General features: G+C 48.2%; 17 protein-coding genes and 1 tRNA gene. 6 read left to right on the forward strand and 12 right to left on the reverse strand.

The genetic code is table 11. The features are described from left to right. Nucleotides 1-119: 119 nt before the first annotated feature. From ACSHWX_RS00510 to ACSHWX_RS00530, 5 genes are all read right to left on the reverse strand, one after another. A complete protein-coding gene (locus tag ACSHWX_RS00510; RefSeq protein ID WP_435666211.1) occupies nt 120-716 on the reverse strand; it encodes an ABC-type transport auxiliary lipoprotein family protein in 597 nt (198 codons plus the stop codon). Between the two features lie 8 nt (nt 717-724). Continuing rightward, nucleotides 725-2,038, reverse strand: a complete 1,314-nt coding sequence (locus ACSHWX_RS00515) for an MlaD family protein (RefSeq protein ID WP_435666212.1) — start codon at nt 2,036-2,038, stop codon at nt 725-727. Next, entirely contained in the window at nt 2,039-2,815 is a 777-nt protein-coding gene (locus ACSHWX_RS00520; RefSeq protein ID WP_435666213.1) for an ABC transporter ATP-binding protein, read from the reverse strand. After that, nucleotides 2,812-3,969 carry an MlaE family ABC transporter permease gene (locus ACSHWX_RS00525; RefSeq protein ID WP_435666214.1) on the reverse strand — a complete coding sequence of 386 codons (1,158 nt, stop codon included), beginning with the start codon at nt 3,967-3,969 and terminating at the stop codon, nt 2,812-2,814. Before ACSHWX_RS00525 ends, ACSHWX_RS00520 begins: the two co-directional genes overlap by 4 nt. A 183-nt stretch (nt 3,970-4,152) precedes the next feature. Continuing rightward, nucleotides 4,153-4,323 (reverse strand): hypothetical protein, encoded by a 171-nt coding sequence (locus ACSHWX_RS00530; protein ID WP_435666215.1) that lies wholly within the window; start codon nt 4,321-4,323, stop codon nt 4,153-4,155. A 238-nt stretch (nt 4,324-4,561) separates the two neighbouring features. Between ACSHWX_RS00530 and ACSHWX_RS00535 the strand changes: the two genes are divergently transcribed. The 6 genes from ACSHWX_RS00535 (at nt 4,562) to ACSHWX_RS00560 (ending at nt 12,684) form a co-directional block, all read left to right on the forward strand. Further along, entirely contained in the window at nt 4,562-5,305 is a 744-nt protein-coding gene (locus tag ACSHWX_RS00535; protein WP_435666216.1) for a FadR/GntR family transcriptional regulator, read from the forward strand. Between the two features lie 129 nt (nt 5,306-5,434). Then, nucleotides 5,435-6,706 carry an ABC transporter substrate-binding protein gene (locus ACSHWX_RS00540; protein ID WP_435666217.1) on the forward strand — a complete coding sequence of 424 codons (1,272 nt, stop codon included), beginning with the start codon at nt 5,435-5,437 and terminating at the stop codon, nt 6,704-6,706. After that, nucleotides 6,703-7,635 carry a carbohydrate ABC transporter permease gene (locus ACSHWX_RS00545; protein ID WP_435666218.1) on the forward strand — a complete coding sequence of 311 codons (933 nt, stop codon included), beginning with the start codon at nt 6,703-6,705 and terminating at the stop codon, nt 7,633-7,635. Before ACSHWX_RS00540 ends, ACSHWX_RS00545 begins: the two co-directional genes overlap by 4 nt. Before the next feature lie 3 nt (nt 7,636-7,638). Next, the gene (locus ACSHWX_RS00550; protein ID WP_435666219.1) at nt 7,639-8,478 is read left to right on the forward strand and encodes a carbohydrate ABC transporter permease; all 840 of its coding nucleotides are present in this window, start codon (nt 7,639-7,641) and stop codon (nt 8,476-8,478) included. Nucleotides 8,479-8,480: 2 nt separating this feature from the next. Further along, nucleotides 8,481-9,515 (forward strand): ABC transporter ATP-binding protein, encoded by a 1,035-nt coding sequence (locus ACSHWX_RS00555; protein WP_435666220.1) that lies wholly within the window; start codon nt 8,481-8,483, stop codon nt 9,513-9,515. Between the two features lie 43 nt (nt 9,516-9,558). Further along, nucleotides 9,559-12,684: an alpha-mannosidase gene (locus ACSHWX_RS00560; RefSeq protein ID WP_435666221.1), complete on the forward strand. Its 3,126-nt coding sequence runs from the start codon at nt 9,559-9,561 to the stop codon at nt 12,682-12,684. A gap of 2 nt (nt 12,685-12,686) precedes the next feature. On the opposite strand, the gene ACSHWX_RS00565 is transcribed toward ACSHWX_RS00560, so the two are convergent. From ACSHWX_RS00565 to ACSHWX_RS00595, 7 genes are all read right to left on the reverse strand, one after another. Continuing rightward, nucleotides 12,687-13,703, reverse strand: a complete 1,017-nt coding sequence (locus tag ACSHWX_RS00565) for a LacI family DNA-binding transcriptional regulator (RefSeq protein WP_435666222.1) — start codon at nt 13,701-13,703, stop codon at nt 12,687-12,689. 150 nt (nt 13,704-13,853) lie between these two features. After that, complete coding sequence (locus ACSHWX_RS00570; RefSeq protein ID WP_435666223.1) at nt 13,854-14,924, reverse strand: ABC transporter ATP-binding protein; 1,071 nt, start codon at nt 14,922-14,924, stop codon at nt 13,854-13,856. Between the two features lie 81 nt (nt 14,925-15,005). Next, nucleotides 15,006-15,833: a carbohydrate ABC transporter permease gene (locus ACSHWX_RS00575; protein ID WP_435666224.1), complete on the reverse strand. Its 828-nt coding sequence runs from the start codon at nt 15,831-15,833 to the stop codon at nt 15,006-15,008. Beyond that, nucleotides 15,830-16,723, reverse strand: a complete 894-nt coding sequence (locus ACSHWX_RS00580) for a carbohydrate ABC transporter permease (RefSeq protein WP_435666225.1) — start codon at nt 16,721-16,723, stop codon at nt 15,830-15,832. The genes ACSHWX_RS00575 and ACSHWX_RS00580 overlap by 4 nt, the downstream gene beginning before the upstream one ends. A 91-nt stretch (nt 16,724-16,814) precedes the next feature. Continuing rightward, a complete protein-coding gene (locus ACSHWX_RS00585) occupies nt 16,815-18,134 on the reverse strand; it encodes an ABC transporter substrate-binding protein (RefSeq protein ID WP_435666226.1) in 1,320 nt (439 codons plus the stop codon). Nucleotides 18,135-18,404: 270 nt separating this feature from the next. Continuing rightward, nucleotides 18,405-18,478 (reverse strand) — tRNA-Gln (locus tag ACSHWX_RS00590). Nucleotides 18,479-18,669: 191 nt separating this feature from the next. Then, the gene (locus ACSHWX_RS00595; RefSeq protein ID WP_435666227.1) at nt 18,670-19,254 is read right to left on the reverse strand and encodes a biotin transporter BioY; all 585 of its coding nucleotides are present in this window, start codon (nt 19,252-19,254) and stop codon (nt 18,670-18,672) included. Between the last annotated feature and the right edge of the window lie 56 nt (nt 19,255-19,310).

Consider the following 19,310-nt stretch of genomic DNA (forward strand, 5'->3'; position numbering starts at 1 on the left):
GAACATCTACCTCACCTTTGGCATCATACAAATATGAACTAGGTGCGGTTCTGACTGCACGAATTCAGTAATTTGGACGGTCAATTTTAAAAAACACCGGCAGGGTTACAACCGACAGATCAGGCCTTAGCAGCACTCCAGTTCAGAATTTGCAATGAGACATCGTTTAGAGCGCTATTCAGACCGACTATTGCGCCAGTGTCTACGTTGGAACTTATCGGAACTGTTGCCGCGAAGACGGAGTTTGCAAAAATACTGCCTCGGCGTTCATTCACAAGCTTGGCCGAAAGCTTTACTGAAGCACTGGGGCTACCTGTGGTGTCAATCTCAAATGCTCGAATTTCAGTGGCCAGTGTAACGTCGACTGACAATTGATCATTGGGGCGGCCTACATTTGGAAATGCTGCGTCTTCAAAAGTTTGCAACAAGCGCGTCTGAATCAGAAGTGGTAATTTGTCCGACCATTGCGCCTCAGGCAGATAACTAAGAACACCGCCGGGTGCCCGAACAACAACACGTTCCGTGTCATAGGTTTGAACACTTTCTGGACGTGTAATCACTACAGTTCTAGAGCTTCTACGCCGCACCTTTTGGGCCGTAGCGGACGTCAGATCATAGGTCTCAGGCGGCAACGCCGCCAGCGTACAACCAGCCACCGGCAACGATAGACAAGCCGCGCCAGAAAGTAAAAATAAACGTCTGGATTGAAGTTTCATGTCCTGTGTCATCTCTTATTGTACTCCCGCACTGTATCCCCGCCAAAGATTAGCCCTTGTGGATTGCGATCAATTTTTGACAATACACTATCAAGTCGACGCAATGTAGCGCGCGCGTCCGAGGCAAGTGCTTGGTACTCCGCAAGTCCACCGCTGGTAAATCTATTTAAGCCCGAGGCAATTGTCGATGTCCGACTATCAAGGTTTTCTGCAAGCACCTGAATGGCAGTAGCAGCAGTCGACAGCTGCGTGAACAGTCCCTCATCATCTGCATTGTTAGCCATTTTGTCCACAGCATCAACGATTGAACGAACTTGTGCAACAGAATTGGTTAGCTCATCAGATACCGTTGTCATATTGCCAATGAACGTTTCAAGATTGCCTCGATTATTTTCAAGAGTTGATGAAATCGCTCCGATATTATCAATAAACGTTTTAACGGTTTTCGGGTCGACGCCCTTCGTAATCGCGTCAACATTTTCCGTAATCAGGCCAATTTGTTCTGACGTACTATTCAGACTGGCAGACAACTCCGTTGCATCCGCAAAGAACATATCGACGCTGGCAGAATTGCGCGAAATGGACTCGGTAAATGTGGACACATCATCGATGATTTTGGCGACTTTACCTGGTTCGACATCGCCAACAATGCCTCTTAACTGCTCAGAAAGCACACGCAATTCGCCAGCTAGCGGACCAATTTCTTTCCCTGCTCCAGCCAAACTGGCCAAAAACTGTTCAACTCCATCAGAATTTGCAGCCAAAGCCGCACTAAACGCCTCGATATTGGCCAAAGTGGAAGACGTTGTAGCTTCGTTGTCATCAAGAAATTTGTTCAATCGTTCAAACGCGACACTTGCCCCAACAATCGTGCCTTGCACGCCGTCAAGGATCGATTGAAAATCTGATTTATCCGCAATAATCGTTGTAGGATTGTAGGTCGAAGATGGGGCCAACGAAGCCGCTTCTGATGAACCACCCGATAGCTGAACGAAAGCAACACCCGTCAGGCCCTGAAACTCCAAAATAGCCTTGGTATCGGTCTTAACTGGGGCTGCTATATCCACTTCGATACCGGCAATCACTTTTCCCGGGTCATCAGGGTCAATTTTGACAGAGCGGACTTGTCCGACTTTGATGCCGTTAAAGAGCACCGGCGTCGAAACACTAAGTCCGGTCACTGTACCCGTAAAAACAACATTGTATTTCGCCGTGGCGACGTTGCTATCAAGAATGGCAAACCAATAGATGAATCCGCCAGTGACCAACATCACAACCAAAGAAATAAGCCCCACAAGTGAGTAGTTTGCTTTACTTTCCATCTATTTCTCTCCAATGCGGCGCGCACGCGGACCACCAAAATATTGTTTTATCCAAGGGTCATCGTGCATTCGAACTTCATTTAACGTTCCCTGACACATTAGCTTACCCTTTGAGAGGACCACCAGATCGTCGCAAATGGCCCCTAGACTATCTAAGTCATGGGTGATCATGAAGACCGTTAAGTCAAACGCCGCGCGCAACTCCAAAATAAGATTATCAAATGCAGCAGCTCCGATAGGGTCCAGACCGGCTGTAGGTTCGTCTAAAAACAGCAGTTGCGGATCTAAAGCTAATGCGCGCGCCAGCGCAGCCCTTTTTATCATACCGCCAGATAGTTCGGAAGGATAAAGATTTGCCGCGTGTTTCGGCAAGCCAGCCATTTCGATTTTAGCCCGCGCCGTTTGGCCAATCAAATCGGGGTTAAGGCGAAAATGCTCCCGCATCGGCAATTCGACGTTTTCTTGCACTGTCAAAGATGAAAACAAAGCACCCTGTTGAAACAGGACCCCAATTTTTTGCCGCGTTTTCACCAGTTCTTTGGGTTCAACTTTTGCAAGGTCTTTTCCCAAAATTTCTATCAATCCAGATCGTGTTGGCACAAGCCCCAAAAGAGCACGCATTGACACAGATTTACCACAGCCAGAGGGACCAATTACGCCAACAACATCACCGCGTCGAATTGAAAATGAAAGCCCATCCAAAACCAGCCGATCCCCAAAACCAACGCTGAGTTCAGACAAACTAATAATGGGGGCGGAATTTACGTCCTGTATCAAAATCCAATTGCTCCAAAATAGACCGCAAACAAGCCATCAAGAACGATCACCATGAATATTGATTTCACAACAGAAGCGGTCGTATGTCGACCAAGAGATTGGGTTGAGCCTGAAACTTGCAATCCTTCTTCAACCGAAATGATGGCAATTGCCAACGCCATTAACGGCGCTTTGATTAGCCCCACCAAAACAATCTGCAAATTGACCACATCATTTAGTCGCGCCAAAAAGACGTCGAACGCGATCCCGCCGGAAACACGTGCGGCAAGGGCCGCTCCGGTTATGCCCGCGATAGCGCCGACCAGGCCCAGAATAGGCAGCCCAACAATCAACGCCATCACACGCGGCATCACAACAGCACGATAGGTATCCAAACCCATAACCTCAAGCGCATCGATTTCTTCGCGCATTTTCATCGCGCCAATCTCTGCGGTAATCGCTGATCCAGATCGACCAGCGACCATAATGGCGGCAAGCAAAATGCCAACCTCGCGCAGCATCAATATACCACTTAAATCGACCACAAAAATTATGGCGCCAAAATTCCTCAATTGATCAACAGATTGTTGGGTCAAAATAACGCCAACAACCAATGAAATCAGGATAACGATTGGAATAGCGCGGAGAACAATTTCTTGAAACTGATTAACAATGGCGGCGATGCTTATCGGGCCGCGCAAAGCCAGCATGTTGAAAAAGGACACAATAATGCGTCCCTGGACCGCAACAAAATCCACGCCTTCAGACCCTGCCTCAACAACAATACGTCCAAGGGCATCAATAGGTAGGACGGGGCGGGTTTGCACTTCGGGTGCCTCAGAAACATCCATTTCCACCAATTTGTTGACAAGGGCGATATGGCGCGGCTGTCCGCCTAAAAACTCAACCTTGTGACCTTTTTGGATTATCTCTCTGCCAAGCTCAGCAAGCGCCACCGCGCCAAAAGTATCCATCTGCGAAACGTTAGAAAGATCGCATGTCAAACTGGAGTTTGGCTGCATTTTTTTAGAAAAATCATCTGTCTCAAAACTTGGGCCGCCGTCAACAAGGCCGCCTGCCGTCCAATCACCCTTAACATCAAGCGTATCGCCATTCAGGAGATCGAGTTCAGGCGGGGACTGCAATTTATTACTGTTGGTCAATTCTTGCCGCACTTTATTTGCTCAAATTCGCTCTTTGCCGATTTTAGGGCAATGGATTGATATCACTGAAAATCATCTGAAAGAAGCAAATTATAACTCCAAATGGGCCATAATTCTTCTATTATGCCGGAAGTCAGGCGCAAGCAATAGAAGGGGCGGTCGAGTTTTCACCCGGCCGCCTAAAAATGCGAAGGTCTAGACACCCTTCATCAAGCAACCGGCTGCCAAAACAACATAAGCCGCGGTGACCACCCAAACCGATGCTATTGGCAAGAACGAAAATATGGAGAGTGCTGCCAATACGCCAATGACCGCTAATACAAGTGAAATTACAAATACGATTACTGTTGGTGCGCTTAAGTTCATGATCGAGTTCCCTTTGCAAGTTAACTTCTCGTTAACGTTTCCACCAAACCAGACAAAACCGATAAGTGCAAACCGGTATCGAGAAAATCAAAAACAGACCCGAGCGCAATTTCACTGTTAGCGTCATTTCACAACGACGTAAGCCAATGCAACACCCAAGGTTATCCCATGGCCGGTATTGACAGGTTTAACGTTTTGTGGCTTTGTCAGACAAAGGAATTAACGCACAAAGAGAATTATGCCGAACGAAATGACAGCAACACCGCCAAGACCTGCTGTTTCTGCATCGCAATATTTGCGCCCTATCAAACGGCGTACGCGTGATGTTGAGGTGCTTGAAGCGCTTGCCGTTATGATCGAGCAGGCAGGACTTAAGGTCGGGGACAAGCTTCCCATCGAAACAGAACTCGCCGCCAAACTAAAAGTTGGGCGCTCCACCGTTCGCGAAGCCCTTAAAGTTTGGGAAAATCTTGGCATTGTGGAACGGCGCACCAGCGTCGGCACCATTTTGGCGATGAATATTGTGCCCAATTCTGTCCATGTTCCCGTTGTGTTGCAGTTTGAAGCCGAAGGGCTTTTGCGTACTCAACAAGTACGCCGTGCGCTCGAAAAGGAAGTGGTGCAGCTCGCTGCAAAAAATGCGACTGAGCAAGACCGGACCAAAATTCGCGATACGCTAGCGACATTGTTTGAGTTTGTGGAAAAAGGAATACCGTGGCATCAGGCTGACGCAAATTTTCACAGAGCTATATACGCGGCATCCGGCAACCCATTATTTGAGCAGTTGATTGAGCAAGTGCACAGCGCATTTCATCAACATTATATCGAGCCGTTCATGGACAATAGCTATGGGCTACCCTCAATTCCCCTGCACAAAGATTTAGCCGACGCGGTGGTGAGTGGAAATTCTGCGGCAGCCGTGGAGGCCGTTGAGCGAATTTTGGATAGCACTGAGCAGCAAACGAAATTGTTGCTGGGATAAAACCCGGCGACGCAGATATTATTTGGCCAACTAATACAACGATGTACAAATTGGCCAAACGAGCAGTTTCCGGACGTTCCGGGAGTTAAGGCGTCACAATAATGTGACGTAATCTAGAGGGAGGAAAGAGTGAAAAACTTATTCCGTACAGTGGCCACAAGCGCAATTCTTGCTGCAACATTGTCAGCAGGCGCTGCTTTGGCCGAAACGAAACTCAAGCTTGTTGAAGTCATCACAAGCCCAGCGCGAACAGAAACACTGAACGCGCTCGTTTCTGAATATGAAGCAAACAATCCTGGCGTAGATGTTGAAATCGTATCGCTGCCTTGGGGCGAAGCATTCGAGAAACTTTCCACCATGGTGGCAGGTGGCGAAATACCTGACGTCGTTGAAATGCCTGACAGCTGGTTAGCGCTATATGCGGGCAATGATTTGCTTCTTGACCTTGATGCAAGCATCGCAAGTTGGGAACACGGCGGCACATTGGCACAAAAGACCCTAGATATGGGCCGTTTGGCTGGTGGTAAAGCATATACATTGCCTTATGGTTTCTACCTACGAGCTATGTTCTACAACAAAAAGCTTCTGGCAGAAGCTGGTGTAGAAAATCCACCGCACACAATGGCGGAATTCATGGATGCGTCGGCTAAAGTGTCAGCTCTTCCAGGCAAATCTGGCTACTGCTTGCGCGGTGGCGGTGGCGGCCTGAACGGCTGGATCATGTATGCTGCAACCATGAATGGCTCAAACGAGTTCTTCACAGAAGACGGCAAAAGCCGTTTGAACGAAAAAGGCTCCATTGAGGGTATCCAATTCCTAATGGATATGTACCAAAAAGGTTATGCGCCGAAAGACAGCGTAAACTGGGGCTTCAACGAAATCGTTGCTGGCTTCTATTCTGGTACTTGCGCATTCCTTGACCAAGATCCTGATGCCTTGATCTCTGTCGCTGAACGTATGGACGCAGCTGACTTTGCTGTAACGCCAATGCCAGTTGGTCCATCAGGCAAAGCATTCCCAACAATTGGGTTCGCTGGATGGTCAGTGTTCAAATCAACTGAACATCAAGACGAAGCAGTAGCACTCGTACAGCATTTGTCTTCTCCAACTTCAAACCTTGCTTGGACAAAACGCGTTGGCGTTATTCCAATTCATAAAGGCGCGGAGCAAGACAGCCACTTTGCAACTGCACAGTTCAAAGGCTGGTTCGACACGCTTAATGGTGACGATTATATTCCAACCATTATGCCGATCTACCTGAAAAACTTTGGTGTATTCAAAGAGTTGGCCATCGCATCAAGCCAAGAAGCACTGTTGGGCTCACGCACAGCGGAAGATCTTGCAAATGAGTGGGCAGACTTCTTGACCAAAGAATATCAAGACTGGAAAAACGCTCAATGACCTCGGCGCTCTCCCCTTCTCCCGGCAAAAGCCGGGAGAAGTCCCTCAAAAAACTGAAATGGCTTTTGGAGCCATATTTGTATTTGTCCCCGGGGATCATTCTGATCACCTTGGTCATGTTGGTGCCCCTCATCGTTGGCATATCCTATGCATTTCAGTCCATTTCCCTCCTCAACCCGTTTGAAACGGGCTGGGTTGGCTTGGCGAACTTCGAAAAGCTGTTTTCGGATCGTCTTTTCTGGAAAGCATTGAGCAACACGGCTTGGTGGACGATTGGCTCTTTGGTCTTTCAGTTTTTTTTGGGATTGGGGTTAGCGCTTCTATTGAACAAACCCTTTGTCGGGCGCGGACTTGTACAAGGCTTAGTGTTTTTGCCGTGGGCCGTGCCCGCATTTCTATCTGGCCTGAATTGGGCATGGCTGTTCAACCCAATTATTGGGCCAATTCCGCATTGGCTGACAGCACTTGGCATCATGGACGAGCCGACGAACATTTTGGCTGACCCAAGTATCGCCATGTGGGGACCAATTATTGCCAATGTATGGTTTGGCATTCCGTTCTTCGCGATCACCTTGCTGGCCGCACTTCAATCGATCCCAAAAGATCTTTATGAAGCCGCCGCAATTGATGGCGCGAGCGCTTGGCAGTCATTTGCAAAAATCACCATTCCGTTTTTAGCACCGACAATTGCGATTACCGTCATGTTGCGCACGATTTGGATCGCCAACTTTGCCGACCTTATCTACATCATGACTGGCGGCGGACCGGCAAACTCCACCCACATCGTCTCATCATACATCTTCACAACGGCCTTTAGACGCCTAGATTTTGGCTACGCTTCAGCCCTCGCTATTGCACTGCTGGTGTTGTTGCTGGCCTACGCGATGGTCATCATTCAGATGAGAAAACATCTGGTTAAGGGGATATAGAGCATGCACGCCAAAGCAAAATTCTCCGTCACGGGCAGTTTGCGCTACTTAGCGATAGCGCTTTATGTTCTTTTCGCTTTGTTCCCGATCTATTGGCTTGTCAAAATTGCCGTTACGCCGGACAAACTCATCTACACTGAAGGCACAAAATTCTGGCCTTCAGCGTTCACCTTAGACAATTTCCAATCGGTTTTGTTTCTTACTGACTTCTTGGTGTATTTTAAGAACTCTTTGATTGTCAGTTTAGGCACTGCGTTCTTCACAACTATTGTGGCAACGGCCGCAGGTTACGCGTTTTCGCGCTTTCACTTCAAAGGCAAAGCGATTGTGATCGCGGTAATGTTGATCACTCAAATGTTCCCGCTTTTGATGATCATTGCGCCAATATTCAAAATCATGGCCGGCCTACATTTGCTGGATACGTTGACCGGATTGATCATTGTATACACGGCATTCAATGTGCCTTTTGCTACCTTTTTAATGCAGAGCTTTTTTGACGGTATTCCCAAAGACCTCGAAGAAGCCGCAATGATTGATGGCTGCTCGCGTTTTGAAGCATTACGCAAGGTAATTTTTCCACTCACTTTGCCGGGCTTGGCCGCAACGCTAGGTTTCATCTTTACAGCGGCGTGGAGTGAGCTTTTGTTCGCACTTATGCTGACCAATTCAAATGACAAAATGACCTTCCCAGTAGGTTTAAAAACCTTCGTTTCCAAGTTCGCGGTGGACTGGGGACAAATGATGGCAGCGGGCACTTTGGCGCTCATTCCAAGCTGCCTGTTCTTTATCCTCATCCAACGCTTCCTCGTACAGGGATTGACCGCAGGCGCGGTGAAAGGCTGATCATGACCGGAATTACACTTAATCAAGTCAATAAGAGCTTCGGCCCTATTCATGTTCTCAAAGACATCAATCTCCAGTTCGGTGCCGGAGAGTTTGTTGTGCTTGTTGGTCCATCGGGCTGTGGCAAATCCACTCTTCTTCGCATGATTGCGGGTCTGGAAACCATATCGTCCGGCGACCTGCTTTTTGGCGATGAACGCGTCAATGACCTAGAGCCGCGCGAACGTGACATCGCGATGGTGTTCCAGTCCTACGCGCTCTATCCGCACATGAGTGTGGAGCGAAACCTTGGCTTCAGTCTTGAAATTCGCAAGCGCGAACTGGCCGAAAAAAAGGAAAAAACTGCCAAAGCATCTGGTATACTGGGCTTAAACCAACTTCTCGACCGACTACCAAAAGCGCTTTCGGGTGGGCAGCGCCAACGCGTAGCGATGGGCCGTGCGATCGTTCGTGATCCTCAAATATTCTTGTTCGATGAACCACTTTCCAACCTTGATGCATCCCTAAGGATTGAGATGCGGATTGAGATCGCAAAACTCCACCACAAGCTCAAAACCACAATGGTTTATGTGACCCATGACCAAGTCGAAGCGATGACGCTTGCGGATCGCATTGTGGTAATGAACGCAGGCCGCGTTGAACAAGTTGGTTCCCCGCTTGAGTTGTATAAAAATCCAACAAACCTGTTTGTTGCAGGGTTTCTCGGATCGCCAAAAATGAACTTTGTCGATCACGAAGACAAAGCCCTCAACTTACCCAAAGCGTCTCTTCATCCTGATGCCAAAACATATGGCATTCGCCCCGAACATGTCAGCGTTACCAACGCCGACAAAGCTGCACATCTGGTTGGCACCATTGAGGTGGTTGAACGTTTAGGGTCGGACACAATGTTTTATCTAAATCACGGCGCACAAAACCCATTTGTGGTTCGGGTTGCTGGCATTGATGAAACCAATGTGGGCGAAAAGATCGGCGTTGTCTTTCAGCAAGACAATTTGCACCGATTTGACCAGTCCAGCAATGCAATCACTGCCTAATCAGTCCCACTCCAATTTATTCAAGCCGGACCAGCACAATATTATGTACGATAAAAAATTATCCACAAAACTAAAGCATCAACTCGTTCTGCTCAAAAAAATGGCGTGGCGAGAAGGCCCGGATAAACTTGAATTGCATGAGCAGTTGACCGACGCGCCGGCTGCGACTGTTATCCAAGAGGACTGGCGCAAATGGGACACAATTGGCGACGACTTTGCTTGGGGAACACCAACGGGTCACCACTGGTTCGCAGCAGAGCTGGCTGTACCTAAGGCCCAATCTGGGATCACCCCTTTTGTGAAGCTGATCGCTAAAAATGAGATCCTTCTAGGTCGCACTGATCCACAATGTCAGGTCTGGCTCGATGGAAAACTCTGCCAAGCGTTTGATGGTTATCACCGAGAGCTTTATCTTCCCAAGTCAACTATGGCGACAGGAAAAGCAACCATTCACGTCAATGCTTACACCGCTGAGATCGAACGCCAATTGGGCATTTCATTGGCATGGTGTGAACAACATGATGATGCAGCAGACCTATATTATGATTTGTCCATATCGTTTGAGGCCGCCGTTCGCTTGAATGAAAATGATGCGCGTCGACACAAGATGTTCAATCTCATCGACAAGGCACTGAACACAGTTGATATGCGGAGCCGTAACGAACTGTTTTCAACTTCTGTCAAACAAGCCCTTGCGATTGCGAGCGAGCTATTTGACGGGGGAACTAACACAGATAAACCGACTCTTTCGTTGGTGGGGCACACCCACATTGACGTGGCATGGCTTTGGCCAATTTCGCAGACGCGGGAAAAAATGGTGCGGTCCATGTCAACCGCATGTAAACTGATGGACGAGTATCCAGAGTTCGTCTTCATGTACAACCAATGCATCCTGTTTGAATGGTTGAAAGAAGATGCACCCGAACTGTTTGAACGGATTAAAGTTCACGTTAAATCGGGCCAGTTTGAAATAGAAGGCGCGATGTGGCTGGAGCCGGATGTTAATCTCATTTCCGGTGAATCTTTAGTCCGCCAAATTACGCGCGGCGTTGCCTTTCAACAAAAAGAATTCGGCATCACCCCTCGCATTTTGTGGCTACCAGACACGTTTGGTTATACCGCAGCCATTCCGCAGCTTATGACCCAAAGCGGGTTAGATATATTTGTTACGTCCAAATGTTCATGGAACGACGCAAACCGCATGCCTTACGATACGTTTGATTGGCAGGGCATTGATGGCTCCAGCGTTACCGCTTTTCTCATCACCGCTCAAACTGACGACAAGGGCGAACGCGGGGATCACCGGACCGACTATGGCCCTCACCTTGACGTCAGTTCGGCAGTCGGCGCTTGGAACAGATATGAGCCAAAAGCACTAAACCAAAACGTTCTTGTTCCTTATGGCCATGGCGACGGTGGTGGTGGGCCTTGTAAGACGATGCTTGAAAACGCCAAACGCATGCAAAAAGGTGTCCCTGGACTACCTAACGTCAAGCTGGAAGGTATCAGCCCCTATTTTGATCGTTTGCGTAACACAATCGAAAATAGCGACAAACAGTTTCCGCGATGGGTCGGCGAGTTATACTTCGAGTACCATCGTGGCACCCTCACCTCGCTGGCCAAAAACAAACGCCACAATGCCAATGGCGAACATATGTTGCGTGAGCTGGAATTGCTTACAGTTTTGGGCAAGCTAAATGGAAGCGACATCGATCAAGCACTCACTGAAATTGATGCGCTTTGGAAGATATTACAGCTCAACCAGTTCCATGACATTCTGCCCGGCACGTCAATTCCTGAAGTTTATGAGGACAGCGACAACGACTACGCAAACATGTTTGCTCGTGGCGAAACGCTTTATGCTTCGCTCGCATCTCTAGCCCTTGGCGACAGCAAATTGTTAAACAGCGTTGGAATTCAGCGCCGAAATTGCCTTGTGCATTTTGACGCCAATCAAAAAGCTAAAGCTGTCTTAGTCGGCACCAAAGAGCGTTCCCTGCAGACCATCCACCGTGCGGACGGCACATCGCTGCAGGCTGTACCGTTGGCAATTGTCGCACCTTTAGCGCAGCTCAGCGTTCAAGCAGCCGACGCAGCGGACAATGAACTTGTTGAATTGGCAATCGACGACCAACGTTTAGAGAATGCCTTTTTGCGTGTCACATTGGACCAGAATGGCGAGATCACCTCAATTTACGACAAAACTGCCAAACGAGAAGTGTTACGCGAAGGCACGTTGGGCAATCAGTTACGCGTTTATGAGGACAAACCATTAAATTGGGACGCTTGGGATGTCGATTGGTTTTATGAAGAACAATCTTGGCCTGTTGATCAAGCAACCAATATCGAAGTAATCGAAACCGGACCCCACCGCGCAGCATTGCGAATTGAGCGTCAGTACAACCAATCAAAAGTGGTTCAGATCATCTCTTTGGCCGCCGATGCGCGCCAAGTAGAGTTCGATTTTTACGCCGATTGGAAAGAAAGCCAATCCTTATTGAAGGCTGAGTTTGAATTCGACGTGGTCACCGATCATATCAAATCCCAAATTCAATTTGGGCACGTTAGTCGTCCCACGCACCGCAACACAAGTTGGGACGAGGCTCGATTTGAAGCAAGCATGCACCGTTGGGTGGCTTTTGCGGAAACGGATTTTGCCGTCGGCGTGCTCAATGATTGCAAGTATGGCTATGGTGCTAAAGACACTCAATTTGGCATTACATTGATTAAATCAGGCATCTATCCGCACCCATCTGCAGATCAGGAAGAACATCTTTGTCGCTACGCCATTACAATCAAAGATGGGCCGAATTTAGTTGAACAAATCAACCGAAAAGCCATGGATTTTTCCTCACCCCTTACTTTCAAAGGCGAAATCGGATCAACCGCACCAGAAGCATCAATCCCACCAATCACCTGGGATGCAGACAATGTCGTTCTCCACGCGGCAAAATTGGGTGACAATGGCTTAGATGCTGTTTTCAGACTCTGTGAAGAGGCAGGAAAACGCACGCGTTTCACTGTGCAGCTAGATAGTCGCTTGAAAGAAGTACGTATCGTCAATCTGCTTGAACAGGATATTTCTTCGTGCCCCATTAATCAGCATGGTACGCTCGAAATTGAATTGAAGCCGTTTGAAATTATTACCCTAGCCGCAGCTTTTGGGTAATTCTACCAACTCAAAGCGGGCGGACTTATGAATTGAAGTTCCTCTGGGTCCGCTCCCTTAATACGTTGCAACAAAAACTGCGCCAAATGTTCGCCTGCTTGAATCAAATCTTCTTCGACCCACTCAATGCGGGGGTGAAGATATTCAAGCAGAGATGAGGTCTTCCTGGAGATGATTTTTACGTCATGTCCCACTTTACCACCTGCCGAACTGACGCCGTCAATTACCGCCATTGCCGCCATTTCGCCCGAGCAGATCACACCTTGGGGCATTGTCCCGTTTTGCATAGCACAAAGCGTTTCTTCGCGTAGCCAACGCACATAGTCGCCACCAGGTTGAGCTTGCGCCCGAAAACTTGAAATTTCGCAGCTGGTTTCTTCAACAACTTGGTGTAGTCCAGCCAGCAAGTGCTGATAGTAAGTTAAGTCTTTTTCTGGTGCCAGCAGACCAATTGATTTGCAACCCAATTCAGCCAAACGCATTCCTGCAAGATAGGCGAACATTTGGTTGTCAAAATCGTAAAAGGCGTGCGCGGTTTCAATGCAGGTTCGACCGTGGGTGACCACGGGAAAATTGTGTTCCTGCGCGTATAAAATGCGCGGATCATTCGGCGCAGTTTGAGCTAAAACCAACCCGTCCGCCGAGCGGTTTCGCACGATTTTTTTGATTTCATCTAGTTCAGTATGATCGGGTAAAATGGGGTGGAACACCAATTCATATGGCGTCCGCTCCAAAATGCGCGCCATGCCCAAAATCAAACGACGTGAAAAATCCGAAATCTCATGCTCAAGCGGCATAAGCAAAACGATTTTGTTTGTTTTGCCAGTACGCAACGACACGCCGGCACGGTCTGGTTGATACCCCAATTCATCAGCAATGCTGCGCACATATTGTTTTGTTTTTTGCGAAATATTGGGCGCATCGCGCAGCGCCTTTGAAATGGTGGTTACAGCAAAGCCAGTGCGCTCAGCAATCATTTTGAGAGAGGGCTGTTTGGTCAATAGCTTAAGCCAGTTCATTTCAATTGGTGTGCATATACTCACATGTTGATTTACTTGTTTAGCAAGTGCATGCGCGAACGCCAAGCGCTAACCACTATGGTCGCCCATACAACTCGTACTGTCGCTCAGCACTTCCGAAAAAACGACATATAGCAAAGCCTGACTAATTCAGGCAATGCGGCTGTCGTTGCTGTCGAACAAATGCGCGCTTTTCGGGTTAAAGCTGAGATTTACTTCATCTCCCACCTTGCAGTCGATGGCGTGGTAGAAGCGCCCAGTGATCCGCTGTTCTCCGGCGATGAAATGAACAATTGATTCATCACCCAAACTCTCAATCAGGTCGACCGTTGCGAGTAGATTACCCCCTGCATCATCATTTGAAAGGGACAAGTGCTCGGGTCGAATGCCCAACGATTTAGCGTTGCCCAATTGGGTTTTATCCATGCTGTTTGCGAGCACTAGCTTTGCGCCTTCGCTCGTCGACATCGTGCCGTCTTCAATGTTGGAAAGTTCAAACACGTTCATTTGTGGCGAACCGATAAAGCTGGCAACGAAGGTGTTTGCCGGTTTTTCGAACAAGTTCTTCGAACTGTCAAATTGCCGGATATATCCCTTTTCCATCACCGCAATTTTGTCGGCCATGGTCATCGCTTCAACCTGATCGTGCGTCACATATATTGACGTGATGTTATGGCTGCGATGAAATTTCATCAGCTCCATCCGCATTTCCACACGCAATTTCGCGTCAAGGTTAGACAATGGCTCATCAAACAAAATGATACGTGGTTTACGCACAATCGCGCGTCCAATGGCGACACGTTGGCGTTGCCCGCCAGATAGATGAGCGGGCCGGCGCTGAAGCAACGCGTCAAGTTGGAGTTTATCGGCGACCTCATGAACAGCATCTGCAATTTGTTTTTTGTTGCGGCCCTCGAGTTTCAAGCCAAAGCCAATATTGTCGAAAACCGTCATATGCGGATAAAGCGCGTATGACTGAAACACCATTGAAATGCCACGCTCACGCGGGTGCAAATTGTTCGCTTTGCGCCCGTCGATTAGCAGTTCGCCATCAGTTATCTCTTCCAATCCAGCGATCATGCGCAACAACGTTGATTTGCCACAGCCAGATGGCCCCACCAAAACCGTAAAGTCACCTTCGTTCACTTCGAAATTGAGATCAGAAATAACATTGACCTCACCGTAGTTCTTTTTCAAATTTTTAGCTGAAAGAACGGCCACTATTTCTTCCCTTCAATTTCGTGCAGCGATGCAATTTTGCGTGTGCCCGTTTGGGCCATTTGTTTAATATCAACCATCAGATTACCCCTTAACGCCCACACCAGCGAAGCCCGTGGTTAAGTTGCGTTTCAAAAGGAAATACACAACCACAGCAGGTGCGGTGTAAATGATTGAATAGGCTGTCAAAAACCCATAATTGGTGGCGCCATATTGACCAAATGCGGAATATAGTCCCACCGCCATCGGGAAATCTTGGTCACTTCGCAACATCAAGAACGGAAACAAAAACTCATTCCATGCGCTTGTGAACGACATGAACCAAATCACCGAAAGCCCGGCGCGGGACAGGGGTAAAACGATATGGGTGATAGATTGGCGCAAGGTTGCGCCTTCCATATAGCTTGCCTCTTCCAGTTCGGTCGGAATGGCATCAAAAAAGTTCTTCAACAGCAGAACAGCAAACGGCAAATTCAGCAATGTCATCACCATAATTACGCCGCCAGCGTTCAACAGTCCCAACACCCGCCCCGTTAGGAACACCGGAATAATAATCGCTGTTGCAGGCAAAATTCGCAGTAACGCGAGGCCCCACAGCAACGTATTCTTGTAGGGGATGTTAAGACGGGAAAATGGGTATGCCGCCATGGTCGCCAAAATGGTCGTTAGCGTTGCCGTGATGACAGCAATCACTAGCGAGTTAATGAATTGGCGCAAAGATGTGCCCGTCATAACCGTCGCAAAATGCTCTAAGCTGAACCCCGTTGGGAATGCAAAACTGCCTGTGGCGCTTGGATTTATCGATGTCATCACCAGCCAGCTTAACGGGCTTAGCCACGCAAAGATAACAAAGATCAACAACAGGTTCAAAAACCCTAGTTGAGTTGGTGATTGTTTTACGCCAGTCATCATTTGCTCTTCTCCTGAGATTGACGCACGTAAAGAATTGATAGCCCACCAACAATCACCATCATGGCGATAGCCACGGCACTGCCGTAACCAAGCTTACCGACATCAAAGGCTTGCTTGTACATGTAGATCGAGATCACTTCTGTTTCTCTGCCCGGTCCACCACCTGTTAAGGCGTAAATGAGCGAGAAGAACGCATAGGTCCAAATGGTTACGAACAGGAGGTTGGTGGCAATTTGCGCCCGTAAAAGTGGCAACAACACATAGCGCAGGCGTTGCAGGGCGTTGGCCCCATCAACGTACGCTGCTTCCAACACCTCGCGCGAAACTGTATCGAGCGCTGCAGAGAACAATAGATATGACCACGCCGTGCCTTTCCAGACATTGGCAATGATCACCACTTCCATGGCATATTCGTTAAGCAAGTTGACCTTATCAAACCCGAGTGGGGACAATATCAATTCGTTTATAAATCCATCAGAACTTGCAAAGGCGTTCCACATAAACGCGCCCACAACATCTGGCGCAAGCCAGCCAAATAAGAGCGCAAATTCTACAAAACCTTTTAGTCGCGTTTTTGCATTTTTGAGCAGCAGTGCGAGAATAAACCCGATACCGCATTGCCCAACAATTGCCGAGAAAAAAGTGAAAACTGTCGTGGTCCACACCGATTCCATGAAGCCACGTCTGGTGAACAAGCGAACATAATTGTCGAACCCGACAAAGCTGGGATCAATTGCCTTTCGACCTAACAATGCCAAGTCGGTAAAACTGACATAAATGGTCCACCCGGCATAAAACATGAACAGCATAATGAACAGAACGGCAGGGATCGCGGCGATGGCGATTTGCCCCGCAGATCGACGCAGCCAAGCATGCGATGTGGTTATCATGGCGACTAACCTTTTTTGCGATGATTTAGTGAGCCGCTGCGAAAACCGCGCAGCGACCCACAGGAGGAAGTCGTATTAAAATACGGCTCAATTAGTCGATTGTTTTGACGTTTTCTTCGCCGAACTCGTCAACCATGTTGAGGTTGAACTCTTCAACAACTTCATCAACCGAACTGCCCTCAAGGATAGAGGTTGTCGCTTGCTGTACGAAAGCGGAAACCGACGAATAGCCTGGGAACGTATCCCGGCCCGTTGTTTTTTCTACGAGTGGAGAAATTGCTGCAAGATAATCGTCCGACTTATAGGCTTCAGTTTCAAGCGCATCTTTACGCACCGATACACGGCCCTGTTCAGCAACCCAACTCGCATAGCTATCTGCTTCCAGAATGGTCTCAATCAGCTGCCAGCCCAAATCTTTTTTGTCAGATTGTGCGGCCACTGCCAAATTCCAGCCACCAGAGATATTGCTGTATTCAGGTGCATTTGCTGAGCCGTCACCAGGGAAAGGTGTCCAAGCCATGAACTCAGATTTTTCTTCCTCGGTTTTTTCAATGCCAGCTGCACGCCAAACAGAACCAAACTCCCAAGAGCCATTGGCCATGATGCCGATTTCGCCACCTGCAAAGGCACGACGCATGTCGCCCCAAACATCAGGCGTATAGTAAAGTTCTCGACTTGAAAGCTCGCGGTTGACGAAGATATCTTGATAAAGACCAAGAACTTTACGGATAGCAGGACTATCGCCAATCCATTTACCTTCTTCCCAATCACGCAAGCGGTTTGCACCGCCTTCTGTACCGTCAGCGCCGAGCAATGCCATGTAGAAACCCTGCATGGTTGTCGCTTCGCCAAGCTTTGTGCCGACTGGGAAGTAAATTGGGTAATCAACTTCTGGAACATTTGCCTTCACTTTTTCAGCGGCGTCCAAAATGTCGGTCCAGTTTTTTGGCTCCCAAGGCAATTCAATGCCAGCTTGTTTCAACACAGCACGGTTGTACCAAAGCATACGAACGTCAGTGTAAACAGGAATACCGCGTACTTCATTGTTGATTGTTGAAATGCTTTTCAACGAACCAAAATAAAGCGACCAATCTTCCCAGCTTTGCGTGTAAGCGGTCAAGTCCGCTAGGTACTCACTTTCAGTATATTCTGCGGTACGATAGCTATCGTAAACGATAACATCTGTTGAAGCGCCGCCGGCGAAATCAACTGTAATCCGCTGATCCATATCTTTTGGCACCACCGTTGCTACAACCTTCTCGCCCGTCTTCTCCTCGAAGGCTTTAAAAGCTGGCTCCATTAACCCTTCCCATCCAGACGGATAGGTAATTGAAATATCCGCATATGCAGCGTTCGCGGTTACACTAAGTGTCACACTCGCCAATAATGCCATTGTTCTAAATTTTTGCATCTGTTCCTCCCAACATTAGTACAACGTTGTACATTTACAATCCCAGATGTACAACGTTGTACTACCTCAGTCAATATCTGACGTTGTTTGCCTGAGCTCCCACCACCATAATTTGGCGAATTGGTTGTCCCGACCCAGATTCATTGCCGTGGATAGGGATCAGCATAAATGAAAATAGACATCGTTATGAAAGGCAGTTAATCTTTCGAACAACCAAAACAACTCTGTCGCTCAAGATGTTAGGTTACGAATTCAACCCTACGAGAAAGATGGCTGGGGCGCCTGGATTCGAACCAGGGATGGCGATACCAAAAACCGCTGCCTTACCACTTGGCCACGCCCCAACAATGTTCAGTGAAATTTTATGACCGAACGGTGCGGTCTATACGCGGTTTAAACTCAACGTGCAAGCGTTCAGGCGATGGTTTTTCATACTTTTTTTTAAAGATCACAGATTTTGAAATTTCTGCAATAAAATAGGGCCCGCAACTGCATGCGAGCCCTGCAAATATATTTGCTATCTAGTTGGCCTAAATTACTTTTTTGCCAAAGTAGATACGCCACCAAATACAAGCGTTGCAGCGATTGCTGTTTTAAGCAGGTCACCCAAAATGAATGGCTGTACGCCAAACATCCAAGATTTTTCTACGCCGATTAGGTTAGCCAACCAGCTAAAGCCTAGGGCGAACATAACGACCTCACCCACCAGCATAGCGGCGAACAAAAGCACAATGTTTTTGCCCATTCCACGATCAACTGACCAACCGACAATCGCGGTGAGAGCAATATAACCTGCAAGGAAGCCACCTGTTGGGCCGGCCATATAGGCAAGACCAGCGCCAGTTGCGAAGACTGGAAGTCCTAACGCGCCTTCCAGCAAATAAAGGGCGATCGTTGCCAAACCAAGACGAAACCCGTATGTGCCGGCAATTACAAGAATTGCTAGGGTTGTTAGGGTCATTGGAACGGGGAAGAAAGGCACTGCCACTTTAGCGGCGGCTGCAAGCACGATTGTGCCGGCCACTGCCATTAGAGCATACCCCAAAAGACGTCCCACGCCTTCAGCTGGTAAAAACTGTTCGGCCAATGATAGTTTGCGTGAAGCGGTAGTTGCAGCCATTCTCATTTCCTTTTATTGAATTGGTTATCGCCCTTTTAATCGCTCAAACGTTCAAG

This window comes from Maritalea sp. (assembly GCF_051251695.1).
GTDB lineage: Bacteria > Pseudomonadota > Alphaproteobacteria > Rhizobiales > Devosiaceae > Maritalea.